Source organism: Ensifer sp. ENS09, from assembly GCF_014852425.1.
Taxonomy (GTDB): domain Bacteria; phylum Pseudomonadota; class Alphaproteobacteria; order Rhizobiales; family Rhizobiaceae; genus Ensifer.
The window spans coordinates 1,309,714-1,326,300 of sequence record NZ_JACVBP010000001.1 but is presented as its reverse complement, the minus strand read 5'-3'; the positions used below and the strand labels follow the sequence as shown (position 1 = coordinate 1,326,300).

19 protein-coding genes are annotated in these 16,587 nt (G+C 63.7%); 8 read left to right on the top strand and 11 right to left on the bottom strand.

The features are described from left to right. Positions 1 to 16: 16 nt before the first annotated feature. The gene (locus IB267_RS06635) at positions 17 to 412 is read left to right on the top strand and encodes a DUF779 domain-containing protein (protein ID WP_192446902.1); all 396 of its coding nucleotides are present in this window, start codon (positions 17 to 19) and stop codon (positions 410 to 412) included. Positions 413 to 421: 9 nt separating this feature from the next. Here the strand turns inward: IB267_RS06635 and IB267_RS06630 are convergent, their stop codons facing one another. Then, entirely contained in the window at positions 422 to 1,327 is a 906-nt protein-coding gene (locus IB267_RS06630) for a LysR family transcriptional regulator (RefSeq protein WP_192446901.1), read from the bottom strand. Positions 1,328 to 1,444: 117 nt separating this feature from the next. Between IB267_RS06630 and IB267_RS06625 the strand changes: the two genes are divergently transcribed. Further along, the gene (locus IB267_RS06625; protein WP_192446900.1) at positions 1,445 to 2,473 is read left to right on the top strand and encodes an aldo/keto reductase; all 1,029 of its coding nucleotides are present in this window, start codon (positions 1,445 to 1,447) and stop codon (positions 2,471 to 2,473) included. Between the two features lie 72 nt (positions 2,474 to 2,545). Here IB267_RS06625 and IB267_RS06620 read toward each other — a convergent pair whose 3' ends face one another. The 6 genes from IB267_RS06620 to lgt form a co-directional block, all read right to left on the bottom strand. Beyond that, the gene (locus tag IB267_RS06620; RefSeq protein WP_034788749.1) at positions 2,546 to 3,478 is read right to left on the bottom strand and encodes a ribose-phosphate pyrophosphokinase; all 933 of its coding nucleotides are present in this window, start codon (positions 3,476 to 3,478) and stop codon (positions 2,546 to 2,548) included. A gap of 207 nt (positions 3,479 to 3,685) precedes the next feature. Then, positions 3,686 to 4,525, bottom strand: coding sequence for a hypothetical protein (locus tag IB267_RS06615; RefSeq protein WP_192446899.1), 840 nt, complete (start codon positions 4,523 to 4,525; stop codon positions 3,686 to 3,688). 89 nt (positions 4,526 to 4,614) lie between these two features. Further along, positions 4,615 to 5,766: a Xaa-Pro peptidase family protein gene (locus tag IB267_RS06610; protein WP_043618095.1), complete on the bottom strand. Its 1,152-nt coding sequence runs from the start codon at positions 5,764 to 5,766 to the stop codon at positions 4,615 to 4,617. Position 5,767: 1 nt separating this feature from the next. After that, positions 5,768 to 6,562 carry a peptidoglycan editing factor PgeF gene (gene pgeF / locus IB267_RS06605; protein WP_192446898.1) on the bottom strand — a complete coding sequence of 265 codons (795 nt, stop codon included), beginning with the start codon at positions 6,560 to 6,562 and terminating at the stop codon, positions 5,768 to 5,770. A gap of 151 nt (positions 6,563 to 6,713) precedes the next feature. Further along, entirely contained in the window at positions 6,714 to 7,817 is a 1,104-nt protein-coding gene (locus IB267_RS06600; RefSeq protein ID WP_192446897.1) for a class I SAM-dependent methyltransferase, read from the bottom strand. A 60-nt stretch (positions 7,818 to 7,877) separates the two neighbouring features. After that, the gene (lgt, locus tag IB267_RS06595; protein WP_192446896.1) at positions 7,878 to 8,714 is read right to left on the bottom strand and encodes a prolipoprotein diacylglyceryl transferase; all 837 of its coding nucleotides are present in this window, start codon (positions 8,712 to 8,714) and stop codon (positions 7,878 to 7,880) included. Positions 8,715 to 8,919: 205 nt separating this feature from the next. Between lgt and IB267_RS06590 the strand changes: the two genes are divergently transcribed. From IB267_RS06590 to IB267_RS06565, 6 genes are all read left to right on the top strand, one after another. Further along, positions 8,920 to 9,180, top strand: a complete 261-nt coding sequence (locus tag IB267_RS06590; protein WP_043618160.1) for an accessory factor UbiK family protein — start codon at positions 8,920 to 8,922, stop codon at positions 9,178 to 9,180. 447 nt (positions 9,181 to 9,627) lie between these two features. After that, positions 9,628 to 10,128, top strand: coding sequence for a YbjN domain-containing protein (locus tag IB267_RS06585; protein WP_043618087.1), 501 nt, complete (start codon positions 9,628 to 9,630; stop codon positions 10,126 to 10,128). Positions 10,129 to 10,130: 2 nt separating this feature from the next. Next, a complete protein-coding gene (gene proC, locus IB267_RS06580; protein ID WP_192446895.1) occupies positions 10,131 to 10,949 on the top strand; it encodes a pyrroline-5-carboxylate reductase in 819 nt (272 codons plus the stop codon). A gap of 349 nt (positions 10,950 to 11,298) precedes the next feature. Then, positions 11,299 to 12,258 (top strand): LysR family transcriptional regulator, encoded by a 960-nt coding sequence (locus IB267_RS06575; protein ID WP_192446894.1) that lies wholly within the window; start codon positions 11,299 to 11,301, stop codon positions 12,256 to 12,258. A 38-nt stretch (positions 12,259 to 12,296) separates the two neighbouring features. Beyond that, positions 12,297 to 12,638 (top strand): tRNA-binding protein, encoded by a 342-nt coding sequence (locus IB267_RS06570; RefSeq protein ID WP_192446893.1) that lies wholly within the window; start codon positions 12,297 to 12,299, stop codon positions 12,636 to 12,638. 4 nt (positions 12,639 to 12,642) lie between these two features. Then, on the top strand, positions 12,643 to 13,206 hold the full coding sequence (locus IB267_RS06565) for a protein-tyrosine phosphatase family protein (protein WP_043618079.1): 564 nt from the start codon (positions 12,643 to 12,645) through the stop codon (positions 13,204 to 13,206). A gap of 4 nt (positions 13,207 to 13,210) precedes the next feature. On the opposite strand, the gene IB267_RS06560 is transcribed toward IB267_RS06565, so the two are convergent. From IB267_RS06560 to IB267_RS06545, 4 genes are read right to left on the bottom strand one after another with little or no spacing between them, the layout of a single operon-like run. Then, positions 13,211 to 13,714, bottom strand: coding sequence for a tetratricopeptide repeat protein (locus IB267_RS06560; protein WP_192446892.1), 504 nt, complete (start codon positions 13,712 to 13,714; stop codon positions 13,211 to 13,213). A gap of 56 nt (positions 13,715 to 13,770) precedes the next feature. Beyond that, entirely contained in the window at positions 13,771 to 15,153 is a 1,383-nt protein-coding gene (locus IB267_RS06555; protein WP_192446891.1) for an ATP-binding protein, read from the bottom strand. 32 nt (positions 15,154 to 15,185) lie between these two features. Then, positions 15,186 to 15,887 (bottom strand): response regulator, encoded by a 702-nt coding sequence (locus IB267_RS06550; protein WP_043618070.1) that lies wholly within the window; start codon positions 15,885 to 15,887, stop codon positions 15,186 to 15,188. A 45-nt stretch (positions 15,888 to 15,932) separates the two neighbouring features. Continuing rightward, positions 15,933 to 16,412: a MarR family winged helix-turn-helix transcriptional regulator gene (locus tag IB267_RS06545; RefSeq protein WP_034788710.1), complete on the bottom strand. Its 480-nt coding sequence runs from the start codon at positions 16,410 to 16,412 to the stop codon at positions 15,933 to 15,935. Positions 16,413 to 16,587: the final 175 nt, after the last annotated feature.

The window sequence follows — 16,587 nt, the reverse complement described above, 5'->3', positions numbered from 1 at the left end:
ACAGCGAGGCGCGCAAATGTCCACGGAACTGACCGGAGCCGACGGAGACGAGCCGCGCGTGCTGGCGACCGATGCAGCGCTCGCCTTCATCGTCGAAATCCAGCGGGATCACCCCGATATCCTGTTTCACCAGTCCGGTGGCTGCTGCGACGGCTCGTCGCCGATGTGCTATCCGGCCGATGACTACATCGTCGGCGACAACGACGTGAAGCTCGGCGAGATCGGCGGCGTACCGGTCTATATCAGCGCCAGCCAATTCGAGGTTTGGAAGCACACGCAACTGATCATCGACGTGGTGCCGGGTAGGGGCGGCATGTTCTCGCTGGACAACGGACGGGAGAGGCGTTTCCTGACACGCTCGCGCCTCCTTGGCGGTGGCGAGGCCTGCGCCGTCGTTTTCCGCGGACGATAGGCCGCTGAACTATTTCCGTTCCCGCATGACTTTTGCCGCCAGGTCGAGGAAGGCCCGCAGCTTCGGCTGCGTCTGCGCCTTGGCCGGGAAATAGATGAAGAGACCCTGCGATGTCGGCAGATAGGCTTCAAGCACCCGTTCGAGGCGACCGCTTGTGACGGCATCCCGCACCGAAAGATCCGGCAGATAGGCAAGCCCGGTGCCGGCCTCGGCCATGTCCATGAGCATCTGAAAATCATTGACGGTGAGGGCGCCCGGAGCATCGACCGAGACGTCGCGCCCATCGCGCTCGAATTCCCAGCGATAGATCGTGCCGGATCCCGGATAACGATAGCGAATGGCTTCGTGGCGCGTCAGTTCCTCGGGCGTTGACGGCCGCCCGTGCTTGACGAAGTAAGAGGGTGAGCCGACCACGGCCCAGGTGATATCCGGCGTCAACCGGACGGCAATCATGTCGCGCTCGACCGCTTCGCCGATGCGCATGCCGGCATCGAAGCCGTGTTCGGTGATATCGACGGCCGCATCGTCGATGGAGACTTCGACGGAAACATCAGGATAGGCCTGGCGAAAGCGCGGCAGGAGCGGCGTCAGCACCAGAGGGATCGCCATGCGCGGCACGGTCAGCCGGAGATTGCCCATCGGCCGGTCGCGAAAGTCGCCGAGCAACTCGTAGGCATCCGCGATCTCGACGGCGGCGGGACGCACGCGCTTCAGGAAAGCAAGGCCTGCTTCCGTCAGCGCGACGCGCCGGGTGGTGCGCACGAAGAGCTGAAGGCCGAGGCGGGTTTCGAGCGCCCTGATCGCCTGGCTCACGGCATTGGGCGTAACGCCGAGCGTCGCCGCTGCGGCAGTAAAGCTGCTTGCCTCCGCCACCGCCAGAAATTCTCTCAGTCCGTTGAAAGGGTCGTTCGCCATTTGGGGATTATGAAGTAATTCTTCCAAGCCTATCAAGAGAGTGACGGTTTTTCGCAGCAATCCACTTTGGCATGGTTTGTTTAACCGCAACCTGTCTCGCAGAGGATGGAGATCGACATGCAATATACGACGCTTGGAAATACCGGCCTGGTGGTCTCGCACCTCGCCTTCGGGGCGATGACCTTTACCGCCGGCGACCGCAGCCTCGACGCGATCTACAAGACCGATGCCGAAGCTGCCGGCGCCCTTGTCGGGCAGGCGCTCGATGCGGGCATCAACTTCTTCGACACGGCCGACGCCTATGCCTCCGGCCAGTCGGAACGGATCCTGGGTGCGGCGCTCAAGTCCCGCCGCGACGAGGTGGTGATCGCCACCAAGGTCGGGTTCCGCACCGGCACGCCGCTCAGCCAGGCGGGTCTGTCGCGTCGTCACATTCTCTGGTCGGTCGACGAAAGCCTGAAGCGGCTCGGAACTGACTGGATCGACACCTACATCGTCCACAAGGAGGATCCGCACACGCCGCTCGAGGAAACGCTTTCAGCGCTCGATGCGGTCGTGCGTTCGGGCAAGGTGCGCTACATCGGCTTTTCCAACTGGTCGGCCTGGAAGGTGGCGGCAGCAGCCGAGATCCAGAAGGCCAACGGGCTGGCGCCTTTCACCCACGGCCAGATGCACTATTCGCTGCTCGGCCGCGACGTCGAGCGTGACGTCATTCCGATGATGCAGCGCTACGGGCTGGGGCTGACCGTCTGGAGCCCGCTCGCCTCTGGCTTCCTTTCGGGCAAGTACACTCGCGACAATCTCGGCGATCCGGACAACCGCTATTCCGGCTTCGACATTCTGCCCTTCGACAAGGAACAGGGCTTCAAGCTGGTGGAGCGCATGCGCGGCATCGCCGGCGAACACGGAGCGAGCGTCGCCCAGGTGGCGATCGCCTGGCTGCTTTCGAAGAAGGCGGTGACCAGTGTGCTGCTCGGGGCTTCCAAGCCGCACCAGCTAAAGGACAATCTCGGCGCGGCGGATCTGGTGCTCACGGAAGCGGAGATCTCGGCGCTCGATGCCGAGACGGTACCGGTGCCCGTCTATCCCAACTGGTTCATCGACAACCTCGTCGACCAGCCGTTGGTGCAGGCGCTGGAGAAGTAATCGCGTCCTGTAACGAAAAACGCCGGCGGGTGGGGCGCCGGCGTCTAAAAAATTCGTGTGCTCCGGACGAGTTCAGTCGAAGAGGCTCGATACCGACTCTTCCTGGCTCGTGCGGCTGATGGCTTCGCCGAGCAGGCCCGCGGTCGAGATGACGCGGATGTTGTGGGCGGACTGGACAGCGGTCGTCGGCTGGATCGAGTCTGTGATGACCAGTTCCTTGAGCATCGACGAGGTAACACGGGCAACCGCGCCGCCGGAGAGAACGCCGTGGGTGATGTAGGCGGTAACGCTGGTCGCGCCGTTCTTCAGGAGCGCTTCGGCCGCGTTGCAGAGCGTGCCGCCGGAATCGACGATATCGTCGATCAGCAGGCAGTCCTTGCCCTTCACGTCACCGATGACGTTCATGACTTCGGATTCACCCGGACGGTCGCGACGCTTGTCGACGATCGCCAGCAGACAGTCGAGACGCTTGGCAAGCGCACGGGCGCGAACCACGCCGCCGACGTCAGGCGAAACGACCATGACGTTCTTGAGATCGTAGTTTTCCTTGACGTCTCGCGCCAGGATCGGGATCGCATAGAGGTTGTCGGTCGGGATGTCGAAGAAGCCCTGGATCTGGCCGGCATGAAGATCGAGGGTCAGCACGCGGTCGGCGCCAGCTTCGGTGATCAGGTTGGAGACCAGCTTGGCGGAGATCGGCGTGCGCGGACCGGGTTTGCGGTCCTGGCGGGCGTAGCCGAAATAGGGAAGCACGGCGGTGATGCGGCGAGCGGACGAGCGGCGCACCGCGTCGATCATGATGAGCAGTTCCATCAGGTGATCGTTGGTGGGAAACGAGGTCGACTGGATGATGAAGACATCCTCGCCGCGTACGTTTTCGCCGATCTCGACGAAGATTTCCTGATCGGCGAAACGGCGTACCGTCGCTTTGCCGAGAGGCAGGTTGAGATAGTTGCAGATCGCTTCGGCCAGGAGCCGGTTCGAATTACCTGCGAAAACCTTCATTGACGGACCGCCTTGAGCTGGCGCGGTCACCGTCCGGTACTTTTCCGGTAGCGGTGTTTTCCGCGCAGATTCCGAGAGCCATTCCAATCGCGGTCATTCTTTGCGGATGGCCGCCGTTCAGAGCTGATCGGCCGCTTTTTAGCGAGACTGAACTTGAATGCAAGGGGAATGCTGCGCCGCGAAGGCCAATATCCTAAAAACTTTGTGTCAACCGGCTTGAGATTGCCGCCATTCGAGATACGCGTCGATGGTTTTCGTCGCAATTCCCTGCATGGTTGTAGCCGGAACGCCACTCCACAAATCCGTGCCGCCGCCCGGAACAGAGTCCTGTCCCTGGATGCGATGCAGCCGGTTGCCGCTGCCATCGAGCACGTCCCAGACGTAAACGACGGTCGTCTTGTCGCCATCCTTCAGCGCCGAGAAATAGCCTTTGAGGATATGCTCGCTGCTGGCGTCGGCCGAGCCCTTGATCGTCAGGCCGCGGGCGCGGGCGTCGGCGCCGAGCTGTTTGGAAAGCGGTGTCACGGCCTGGACAGGCGCGCCGATGATCGGCAGGAAGCGGATCGTGCCGCTTGCGGCTGAGCTCGCCTTCGGCAGCGCGGCGACGGTCGGCTGGCTCTGGATTTCTTCGGCTGCGGCCGCCGTCTGCTGGACGGGTGTGTGCTGGACTGGCGGCTGTTCGACCGGTGCCTGGCGGCTCTCGATCGCGTTCTGGACCGGCGCCGAGCCGGCGGCAAGCCGGTTTGCCTGTCCCTCGAAGGTACCGGCCGGATCCGTATAGGTCGCGTCGCCGGTGGCATAGGCCGTCGGCGTGTTCGAGCGGGCAGGCTGCGGCGAATAGGCGGTGGTCTGGCTGACGGGTTCGCGCTGCACCGGCGCCATAGCCGTCTGCGTGGACATGGCGTCGAGGTCGGATTGCGTCACCGGCGGCGAGCGGAAGGTCCCCCCGCCGACGTCAACCTGTGGCGTCAGCATCTCGGTGCTGTTGCAGCCGGCGAGCGCAATGGCGAGGCCAAGAGCTGCGATGGGCGTGGTGAGCTTTCGCATGTTCAAACCGTCCGTCCGTTTCTTCGCGGCAGTTTCCTGAAACGTCTCCTGTCGTCTGCCAGTACGAACGCAAGTCTAGGCGGATTTCCCTAAGCAGAAATGAAGTCCAGGCCGTAACGCGACAACGCACGCGGCGTGTCTGTCGTGGTGAGGTAGGTCTGGCCGAGGGTCATGGCGGTGCCGCTGTCGGAATCCATGATGATCATGTGCACGAACAGCGACATGTTCGGCTCGATCTCCTGTGGATTGCCGAGGTGGAACATCTGCTGCTCCATCCAGGAGGGGGAGAAGCGGGCGCCGAGCGAATAGCCGCAGGCGTTCAGCCGGTGGCGGGCAAGGCCGCGCTCGTCCATGATCTTGGCGTGCACGTCGAAGACGGTGCCGAAGGTGTTGCCGGGGCGAAGCACCATCTCGATCGCCTGGATCGTTTCGCGGCAGGCGCTGTAGAGTTCGCGATGGCGGTTGGTCGGCTCGCCGATCACGACGGTGCGCATCATCGCTGCATGATAGTGGGCGCTGACGCCGGCCCATTCCAGCGTGAGCTGGTCCTGGCTGTCGAGCAGGCGGCGCCCGGACTTGTAGCGGCACAGCAGCGCATCGGCGCCGGAGCCGATGATGAACTCGTTGGCCGGATAGTCGCCGCCGCCGGCAAGGATCGTGCCCTGCATCGCGGCCAGAATGTCGGCCTCGTTGCCGCCGGGGCGAATGAGCGGCAGGGCGGCATCGAGCGCGTCGTCGGCAAGGCTCGCGGCCTTTTCGACATGGGCGATTTCCGCATCGCTCTTGATCAGGCGCAGGCGGCCGACCAGATGCGAGGCATCGATCAGCTCGCCAAAGGTCTGTAGCTGCCGGTCGATCAGCCGCGCGGCGCGGCCGGTCATGCCGTGGGTGTCGTATTCGATGCCGATGCGGCAGCCGAGCAGGTCGAGTTCGCTCAGAAGATTCTTCAGGTCCATGGTCGGGTCGGCATTGGCCCGGTCGACCCAGATCTCGATGCGCTCGATGTTCGATGTATGACGGGCCTGGCGCAGGTCGGCCGAGCGCGTCAAAAGCACCATCGAGCCGTCCTTCTTGACGACCAGCGTCTGGAAGAAGCAGTAGCCGAAGGTGTCGTAACCCGTCAGCCAGTACATGCTCTCCTGGGCGAAAAGCAGCACCGCGTCCAGCTTCTCCTCGCGCATCTTCTCCGTCAGCCGCTCAAGGCGGCTTGCATATTCTTCCTGGGCAAAATGAAGCGCCATGTCAGGTCCCTCGTATGCAAATGGCGGAAATCTGTCGGCCGTAGTCCGGTTCCTGCCTGTGGGTCGTGCGCCGATAGGAGAAGAAACGCTCCTCGTCGGCATAGGTGCAGATGTCGAGATTCTCGGCGGTAACGCCTGCTTCGACCAGGCGTTTGATCGTCAGCCCCGGCAGGTCGAACATCGCATGGCCGTCGCGCTCCGAAGGCCGGAAGAACGAGGCGTAGCTTTGGTTCGCCGCGACGAAGCGATCCACGAACTCCGAGCCGACCTCATAGTTGCGGCGGCTGATCGACGGGCCGAGGCAGGCGACGATGCGCTCGCGCCGGGCGCCGAGCGAAACCATCCTGTCGATCGTGCTTTCGAGCACGCCGCCGAGCGCGCCCTTCCAGCCGGCATGGGCCGCACCGATGACATTGGCTTCGGCATCTGCAAAGAGAATGGGGCCGCAATCGGCCGAGAGCACGCCGAGCACGATACCGGGCGTTGCCGTCACCAGCGCATCGGCCTCGGGGCGGGCGCCGTCATAGCTTTCGTCGACCACCACGGCGTCTGGGGAATGGACCTGGTGCACGGTTGCCAAGCGCTCGGGCGCGGCGCCGAACCAGCGGGCGACGCGGGCGCGGTTCTCGTTGACATGGGCGCGCTCGTCCTTGGAGCCGAGCCCGACATTGAGGCCGCTATAGATCCCTTCGGAAACGCCGCCCATTCGGGTGAAATAACCATAGGCGATTGCCGGTCCGGCCTTCTCGCTGAAGAGCGAGCTTTGCACAGGAGAGAGCGCGGCGTCATGCTGCATTGGTATATTCGCCTTTGCTTTATCAGGAAAATCAATGGGTTTGGGGGCGCGCTCCGGCCCGGCGACTGGCTCTTGATTTGCCGGCGCGATGTTGACCCGCGACGGCAGGGCTGTCAATTCCCGAACGGCAGGGGTACTGTCCGGTGGCGGTTCAGGCCTTCGGTTTGCGGAACGGCGAGAGCGGAACCGGCGGGCTGCTGACGGCCAGGACCTTGAACAGTTCGCCCATCTTTCCGGCGCCTGCGCCGGCGAGCCTCTCGACGTCCTGGCGGATGGTTTCCTGCGTCAGCGCATCCTTGTCGCGGCCAAGGGATGCGGCGCGTTCCAGAAGACCGAGGCCGACAAGAAAATCACCCTGGTGGGCAAGACCGTTGATCTGCACGTCGTCCGTCTTGGCGCGGCGGGCGAGCTGCTCGAAATCGACGTGGCTGGTGACATCGGCGCGGCCGGGGCTGGCCAGCGGCGGATCGTATTCGTGGTCGCGCACGGCCTGCAGCGTGTCGCCGTAGCCGGTGGCCATATGGCCGTAGTCGATGATCACGGCGGTGCCGCCACTGACCTTCAGCCGTTCGCACAGGGCCGACATGACTGCGTCGCGGGCCGGGGCGATCTCGAAGATCGTGCCTTCGGCGATACCTTGGGCCGGCGTCGGAAGGAGATCGGGATCGATGCCGGCAACGCCGACGGCAAAGGTCAGTTCGTCATCGGCATCGAGCCCGACCATGCGTTCGCGGAAACCTTGCGCGGTGCGCACGAATTGCCGGATCGGGATGGCGTCGAACAACTCGTTGGCGGCCAGCAGCAGAAAGCCTTCCGGCAGGGTCTCGAAGCTCGTGTGCCACTCGACCTTGTGGCCATGGGCGGCGAGCGTTTCCGACTGGACCTTGCGCAGCCGCTCGCTGGTCTCGACGAGATGCACGCCGGCGGAGGCATAGAGATCGGGCGCGAGACGGCGCACGACGCGCAGCATGTCGGCCATCATCGTACCGCGGCCAGGGCCGATTTCGGCAAGCACGGCACCCTCGGGCTTGCCGTGCTGCTGCCAGGCATGGACGAGGAAGATGCCGATCATCTCGCCGAAGAGCTGGCTGATTTCCGGTGCCGTGGTGAAGTCGCCTTCCTTGCCGAAGGGCTCGTGCACGCGGTAGTAGCCGTGCTCCGGATCCGCCAGGCAAAGCGAGAAATAATCGGTGACGCTGATCGGCCCGTGGGCCTTGATCAGCGCCTTGATCTTGTCCGCAAGTGGTGTCGTCATGCCTTCGTCCAATTCACCGGGCGGCGGCCGAAAAGCCGCGCGCCCTTGCCCCATCCGCTCTCAGGCGGCTGCGCGCCGCGCCCGGGCAATGGCCCAGATGCCGGCGAGCGCCATCGGCAATGACAAAAGCATGCCCATGGTCAGCCAGCCACCGACAAGATAGCCGATCTGCGCGTCCGGTTCGCGGAAGAATTCGACGAAAATGCGGCTCAGGCCATAGCCGAGCACGAAGATGCCGGTAACGAGCCCTGGCGACTTCAAAGCGTGGCGACGGTAAATGAACCAGGCAAGCACGGCGAGCAGGACGATGCCCTCGAGGGCGGCCTCGTAGAGCTGGCTCGGGTGGCGGGCGAACGGACCGCCGGTCGGGAATACGATCGCCCAGGGCATCGACGACAGGCGACCCCAGAGCTCGCTGTTGATGAAGTTGGCGATGCGGCCGAAGAATAGGCCGATCGGGACGACGGCGGCGACGATGTCGAACAGGCTCCAGATGGCGATCTTGTTCTTGCGGGCAAACAGGATCATCGCGAGCGTGGTGCCGAGGAAGCCGCCATGGAACGACATGCCGCCGTTCCAGATTTCCAGCGCGCGGATCGGATTGGCGAGCACGGAGCCAAGATCGTAGAAGAGAATGTAGCCGATACGGCCGCCGAGCACGATGCCGCCGGCTGCCCACAGCAGGAAGTCGTCGAGTTGCTGCAGCGTGATCGCCGGCTTGTCGTCGCGCCAGAGCGCGGTGTTCATTGCCAGGCGCCGGGCGTAGAACCAGCCGAGGAGGATGCCCGCCACATAGGCGAGCCCATACCAGTGGATGGCAAGCGGCCCGATCTGGACGATGACGGGATCGATTTCAGGGAAGGGGAGGATGGCGAGGCGGGTCGCTAATGTTTCCAATTTATTGTTCTCGTGCCGGGCCGGTTGTTTCGGCGGAACATGGCGAGCGATTGCACCCCGGTCAAGGGCGACGATTTGCGCCCCGGACACAGGGTCGTGAAGACGCGCGTGATTTTTCTTGCATCGGGCGGTCGGTCACCCTACCTGAAACCCATGGACCGCATCGCTCTTTAAAGAGGCGATGGCTGAAATGGAGATCGCGACGATGAGCACAGGCACCAACCGCATGCTGGATGACTTCGCCAAGCTGATGACCGATGCTGCGGGCGCCGCCCAGGGCGTGCGCCGCGAGGTTGAAACGGCCTTCCGGGCGCAGGCCGAGCGGGCGCTGAATTCGCTCGACGTCGTCAAGCGCGAAGAGTTCGAGATGGTCAAGGAAATGGCCATCAAGGCGCGCGAGGAAAACGATGCGCTTCTGGCCCGTATTGAGGCTCTTGAAGCGCGTCTCGTCGATACGGGCAAGTAACGCGATTCCCTTGAAATAACGGCATTTCAGCGTTTTTACTTCGCCCGCGGACCTCATCCGCGGGCGTTTTGCTGTCGATCAGCCGCGCAGGTCTAAAACGGCATGATGGGTGGTTAATAATACCTGAAAAGTTTTCCACCTGTGGACACTGCCAAAAAACCCTTATGGCAGAGTCAGTTAAGCTCAACCGCTTCATTCACATGACAACGTGGACGCGATTGTTCACGGCTATTTTTGGACCGAGGGGCTGGCAGCCTGACTCCGCCATTATACACTGATTTTAAATGATGATTCGAAACGAACCACGTAAGCTCCGGGCAGGGTAAGTCAGCCAGGATGGATGTGAGTTCAGCAATCATACGTGTTTGTAATCGGTGTTGGGTTTGCAGCGTTGCGTCTTGTGAGCGTGATGACGCATGCCCGTGCCACACCTATGCAGGGTGATGCATGAGCCTTTTGGAAATGGAAGTCGAGCGCCAATCCAACCCGGTCGATATGATCGAGTTCGTGGCTGCCAATAACGACTGGTCGTTCGAGCGATCCGGCGAAGACGAAATCGCCATGACGGTCGAAGGCAAGTGGGCGGACTACCACGTTTCCTTCTCCTGGATGGAGGAATTCGAGGCGCTGCACTTGGCCTGTGCCTTCGACATCAAGGTGCCGGAAAGCCGGGTCAACGAAGTCATCCGTTTGCTATCCCATATCAATGGGCAGGTGCTGATGGGCCACTTCGATCTGTGGCGCCAGGAGGAAGTGGTGATCTTCCGCCAGTCGCTGCTGCTCGCCGGCGGTGCCGAGCCCACCAACCAGCAGGTCGAAGTTCTGCTTTCGAGCGCACTCGACGCTTGCGAATCCTATTATCAGGCGTTTCAATTCGTCGTCTGGTCCGGCATGGACGCGCAGCGCGCCGTCGATGCCGTGCTGTTCGAAACGGTTGGAGAAGCCTGATCATGACGAACGCCGCTTCCGGTCCCATCGTGCTCGTCGGCGCCGGCAATATGGGCGGCGCCATGCTTTCCGGCTGGCTGAAGAGCGGTGTTAAAGGCGCGGATGTTCTCGTCGTCGATCCCGGTCCGCCGCCGGCCATGGCGCAGCTGATCGCCGACAACGGCGTCACGCATGCGACCTCCGCACCGTCGGGTGTTCAGGCGGGCGTTATCTTCCTTGCGGTCAAGCCGCAGGTGATGGACGCGGTCCTGCCGCCGCTGAAATCGCTCGTTGGCCCGGAGACGGTCATCGTATCGGTTGCCGCCGGCAAGACGCTGGCCTTCATCGAAACCCATCTTGGTGCCGCCGCCACGGTGCGCGCCATGCCGAACACGCCGGCCATGATCGGCCGCGGTGTCACCGGCGCCTTTGCCAATGCCCGCGTCAGCGATCAGCAGCGCACTCAGGTTCATGATCTCTTGAAGGTCAGCGGCCCGGTCGAATGGGTCCGCACCGAAGCCGAGATCGATGCCGTCACCGCCGTCTCCGGCAGCGGCCCGGCCTATGTCTTCTACCTCGTCGAGTGCATGGCGGAGGCGGGCCGCAAGGCTGGCCTTGAGGCGGACCTCGCCATGCGGCTCGCGCGGGAAACCGTCGCGGGGGCTGGCGAACTGTTGCACCAGTCGCCCGACGAGGCCACGCGGCTGCGCCAGAACGTGACTTCGCCCGGCGGCACGACCGCCGCGGCACTGTCCGTGCTGATGGCCGACGACGGCATGCAGCCGCTGTTCGACAAGGCGATCGCTGCGGCGCGCAAGCGCGCGGAAGAACTCGCAGGCTGAACATCAAACGCGGCCGGCGCCATGTCGGGGCCGGCAGGCGCCTGGCCTATGACGTTCGCGTCGGGTAAGCGCCAGTGCAAGCCCCATGATCGCCGCTTGGCTGGCGGTTGAAGAGACCTCTCCAGATTGCGCCGATCGCGCGGCGGCACAGGTTGCCGATTGCAATGGCGCGTTGACGCCGCGCCCAGGAATGCAGCGCATAGCTCATCGGCAGACTGTCTCGCTGATTGCCCATTTCCGTCACTCCTCAAGCTTCGCTGTCTGAGTTCCGGCTCAAGCTACAGTCTGTCGCCTGTCACGATAATCCATGTTAAATTCCGTTTATCTGTGACGAAATGGAATAGATAAGATGGATCGACAGGAAGCCATGGCGGTGTTTCTCGCGGTCGTCGAGGAGGGCGATTTCTCGGCGGCGGCGCGGCGGTTGCGCATGACGCCATCGGCGGTCAGCAAGATCGTCGGCCGGCTGGAGGCGCGCCTCGGCGTGCGCCTGCTTCAGCGATCGACGCGCAGCATCAGCCTGACGAGCGAAGGCAGCGCCTATGCGGAATCGAGCCGCCGCATCCTCGGCGACATGGAAGATGCGGAGGTTGCGATCCAGCCGGGGGCGGTGCCGCGCGGGCGGCTGCGGGTGAGCCTGCCCAGCGCCTTCGGTCACCGCCTGATCGTGCCCATGCTGCCTGATTTCATCGCGCGGTTTCCGGAGATCGACCTGGAGCTCGATTTCAGCGACGCGGTCGTCGACCTCATGAACGGCGAGGCGGATGTCGCGCTGCGGGTTGCGGAACAAAACGACAGCACGCTGGTGACCCGGCGGCTCGCCCCGAACCGCCGGGTCATCTGCGCGGCACCCGCCTATCTCGAACGGCACGGCGCGCCGCAGACGCCCGACGACCTGCAGCGGCATGCCTGCCTTGCCATCACTGCCCGCGGCCGCCTCAATGTCTGGGAGTTCGAGGATGGCAACGGCCGGCGCGCGATCCGTGTTCGTGGCTCCGTCGAGGCCAACAGCACCGAAGCGCTCCGACGGCTTGCGCTCGCGGGCATCGGCATCGTGCGCCTTTCCGAACTGCTCGTGGGCGGCGATATCAAGGCGGGATTGCTGGTGCCGCTGCTGACCGACAGCAACTATGCCGAGGCGGAGCCGATCACGGTCGTCTATCCGCACCGGCGGTTCCTGCCGCCGCGCGTGCGTGTTTTCGTCGATTTCCTGGCCGAGCAGTTTGCGCGCCGCCCGTGGGAGGAGGCCAGATTTCGCGGGGAGCCTGCCGGGGACGCCATGCTTTCGGAATCTCGCCCGATGCTTTAATCCACCTCGTCGGAGAAGATTTCACATAGGGAATGACGATGGCTGAAACTATTGAATTTGCTGATTTCGAGCGCGTGGACATTCGCGTGGGCACCATCGTCGAGGCCGAACCGTTTCCGGAAGCGCGCAAGCCGGCCATCAAGCTGAAAATCGATTTCGGCCCGGAACTCGGCATAAAAAAGTCATCAGCGCAAATCACGGTGCATTATCGTCCGGAGGATCTCGTCGGGCGGCAGGTGCTAGGTGTGGTCAATTTTCCGCCACGCCAGATCGGGCCTGTGCGCTCTGAAGTGCTGACGCTGGGCTTTGCAGACGAGGCCGGTGCGATCGTGCTGGCTGCCACCGAACGGCCGGTCCCCAACGGCAAGAAGTTGATGTGATCCCATGAACATTGCTTTCGAAGTGATCCCCGAGCGCGTCAAGGTGTCCTGCCTTTGGCGCGCCGCTGATGCCGCGCGCGACTGGCGCGCAAGTCATGTGCTGTCCCTGCTCGATCCGGAACTGCCGGATGCCAACGTGCCGGTGATTGCGGACGCCAGCCACCGGGTCGTGCGCATGCGCGACCAGGAAAACCTTAAAGCCACCCAGCATTTCCCGGATCTGGTGCTTGAGGTTTTCGAGGCGATGCGCCCGGCGGCCGAGCATGCTGAGAGCCGCATTCTCGTCCATTGCCATGCCGGTGTCAGCCGCTCGACGGCCTTTGCCTATGGTCTGATTGCGCACCAGCTTGGCGCGGGACGAGAGGACGAAGCCTTCCAGGCGCTCTTGACCATCACTCGCAAGCCCTGGCCGAACCGCCGCATCATCGAGATCCTCGATGCAGCCCTTGGCCGCGACGGCCGGCTGCTCGCACCGCTCGATGTCATGCGCGCCCGTCATCCGCGCCGCATCGACGCCTGGCACCGCTTCAACGAACGACGCGGCCTGACCTCGATCTACCAGCGCTGACGGTTCAACTCTCCGGCATCAGCATCTCGGCGTAGCGTTTGAGCGAGCGGTTGTAGCGGGGCAGGTGCCGCGACAGGCTGCCAAGCGCAAGGGCGGCCGCCTGTTGCGCCTGGCCGGTGTCGACGAGGCAAAGCGCCAGGAAGGCGACGACGGCATCGTCGAGTTCATCCGATGGCTTGTCGCGCTCGGCGGTGAGCACGGCGACGCCTTCATCGGCGCGGCCGAGATTGCGCAGGGTGCTGGCGAGCTGGATGGTGGCGCGCCGGCGGCGAATTCCCTGAAGGCCGTTTTCCAGCGCCTGCCGGTAGAGCGGCTCCGCCTTCGTCTCATGGCCGGTCGAATCCTGTGCCGAGGCTCGCTCGAACAGCCCGACGGCATGTCCCGCCGGCAGTTCGGCGGCGAGGGCATCGATGCGGGCGACAAAGCTTTCGCCATCCATCGTGTCGAAGGAGGCCCAGAGTTCGGCCACCCGTCGTTCCCAGTCAGCCCAATCGATGGCGTCTACCATGCCCGCTCCCCTCAGCCCCCGTTCGCGGCCAGAAGTGGCCCGCCCGGGCAGGGACGTCAAGCCGGCACGCGCACCGTTGCCCTGAGGCCGCCGAGCGGGCTGTCGCCCAGCGTGACGTTGCCGCCGTGGCTGCGGGCGATATCGCGGGCGATCGCCAGACCAAGGCCGGTGCCGGAGCTGTCGAGATTGCGCGCTTCGTCGAGGCGGAAGAACGGTTTGAACACGTCCTCGCGCGAACGCTCGGGAATGCCCGGGCCGTCATCGTCGATGGTGATTGTCAGCCACTTGGCACTGTGGCGCGCATCGATCTTGACGGTGTTGGCGTAGCGATAGGCGTTCGAGGCGATGTTGGCGATGAGACGGGTGAAGGCGTTTGGCCGGACGCGGATATCGTCTTCCCCCTCCACAGAGGTGGTGAGCGTCTTGCCGAGCAGTTCGGCCTCGGCCGCGAGCCGGGTCATCAGGTCCGAAAGTTTCAGCTGGCCGACGTCCTCCTCCGCTTCGCTGCGGGCGAAGGCGAGGTATCCTTCCAGCATGTTCTGCATGTCCTCGACGTCCTGGTTCAGGCCCTCGAGATCCGGGTTGTTGCCGGCAAGCGCCAGCTGCAGCTTGAAGCGGGTGAGGATGGTTCGAAGATCGTGGCTGACGCCGGTCAGCATCGCTGTGCGCTGCTCGATCTGGCGTTCGATGCGCTCGCGCATCTGGATGAAGGCGAGGCCGGCGCGGCGGATCTCGTCGGCGCCGCGCGGCGCGAAGTCGTCGATCTTCTGGCCCTTGCCGAAGCTTTCGGCCGCCTTGGTCAAGGCCAGGATCGGGCGGATCTGGCCGCGCAGGAAGAGCACCGCGATCGTCAGCAGCACCAGTGAGGCCGCCACCATCCAGACGAGGAAGATGTGGGTGTTGGAAGCATAGGCCTGGTTGCGCCGGGCATAGACGCGCAGGATGCGGCCGTCATCGAGCTTGATGCGGATCTCGACGAGCTTGGAGTTGCCGACCGTATCGATCCAGAAGGGGCGGCGGACCTGGTTGGAAATCTCTTCGCCGAGGATCTGGTCGAGGATTTCGAAGAAGGGGCTGGGGCGCGGCGGTGGCAGTTCGCCCGGCGGGTCCACGGAGATGCTGAGATCGAGCTGATCGCGGGCGATGCGGATGATCTCGGAGATATCGCGGTCGGCGGGGAAGGTGTCGATGAGATCGACGATCGCGGCAATGTCCCCGGTGACGGCGGCCGACAGGCGCTGCGTCACCAGCTGCCAGTGGCGCTCCATGAAGATGAAGGCGACCACCGACTGCAGGAGCACCATCGGGATGATGACGATCAGCAGCGAGCGGGCGTAAAGCCCCATGGGCAGGCGGCGGCGCAGCCAGCGGGTGAAACGCCTCCAGGCGTTGTCGTTCGCCCCGGATACACCGTGCTCTATGCCGTCAAAGCTTGCCATGATCTGCCGCGCTCATCGGAAGGGCTGCCATTTCAGTCCACGCTCAGCCGGTAGCCGATGCCGCGCACCGTCTGCAGCCAGACGGGGTTGGACGGGTCGTCCTCGATCTTGCGCCGCAGGCGGTTGATCTGCACGTCGATCGTGCGCTCGCCGACTTCGGCATCGTCGCCGATCAGTTCGTGGCGCGGGATGGTTTCGCCTGCGCGTTGCGAAAAGAGCGTCATGATCTCCTGCTCGCGGTCGGTCAGCCGGATATGGTCGGCGCCGCGCCGGAGTTCCTTGCGCACCACCGAGAAGGTATAGGGGCCGAAGATGACTTGGTCGACCTTGGGCGCCTGGGCCGGCTGGTTGCGGCGCAGGATGTTGTTGATCCGCAGCACCAGTTCGCGCGGGTCGAAGGGCTTCGACAGATAGTCGTCGGCGCCGGCCTCGAGACCCTCGATGCGGGAATTGGATTCCGCCAGCGCCGTCAGCATCAGGATCGGCACGGTCTTGATCTGCCGGAGGCTCTGGGTGAGCGAAATGCCGCTTTCGCCCGGCATCATCACGTCGACGATCAGGAGGTCGAAGTCGAGGCCGACGAGTTTGCGGCGGGCCTCGTCCGCATCGGACGCGGTCGTCACGCGAAAACCCTGTTCGACCAGGTAGCGGTTGAGCAGATCGCGGATGCGCCGGTCGTCGTCGACGACCAGAAGGTGAGCCGCATCGTCCGAGACAGTCGCTTTTGTCGTCATTCCACGCTTCCCAAGTTGCAGGCCAGACCCGCGCTGCGGCGGGCGTCAGTCTGCGGCGTTGTTCTTCATACCGGCGAGGAAGCGCTTGACCGTTTCGCGCGCGCCCGGACCGGTTCTTGCCAATGCATCGGCTATGCGGCGGGACTGTGGCTCGGCAAGCGCACGCGCCAGCGCCTGGCCTTCCTCCGTCGTATAGAGCATGCGCTGGCGCCGATCCTCAGGGCCGGTTTCCTGGCGGATATAGCCGGAATCGATCAGCTGCTTCAGCACGCGCGCAAGGCTCTGCTTGGTAATCTTCAGCGTGTCCAGGAGGTCGGCGACCGTCATGCCCGGCTCGCGGTCGACAAAGTGCACGACACGGTGGTGCGCCCGTCCGAAGCCGCTCTTTTCCAGGATCGCGTCCGGGTCGGAGGTGAAGTCGCGATAGGCGAAGAAGAGCAGCTCGATGATCTCGAAATCGATCGTATCGTCATCGGCAGCGGCATCGTTCAGATACCGGGTGTTCTCTTTGGATTGGCCGGCCACGCGGTCATTTCCTTTCAGCCTGATTGCAACTTGCGAAACATTCGGAAAAATACGTCAGCTTTATTGACATATTTTTACCGTGTCGTTAGCGTCCATGCTCGGTAAGCGAGACATTTGGCGTTGGCAACATCTGAAAGGATATGCCGTGCCGTTCCGATCGCAAATCCAAAATCAC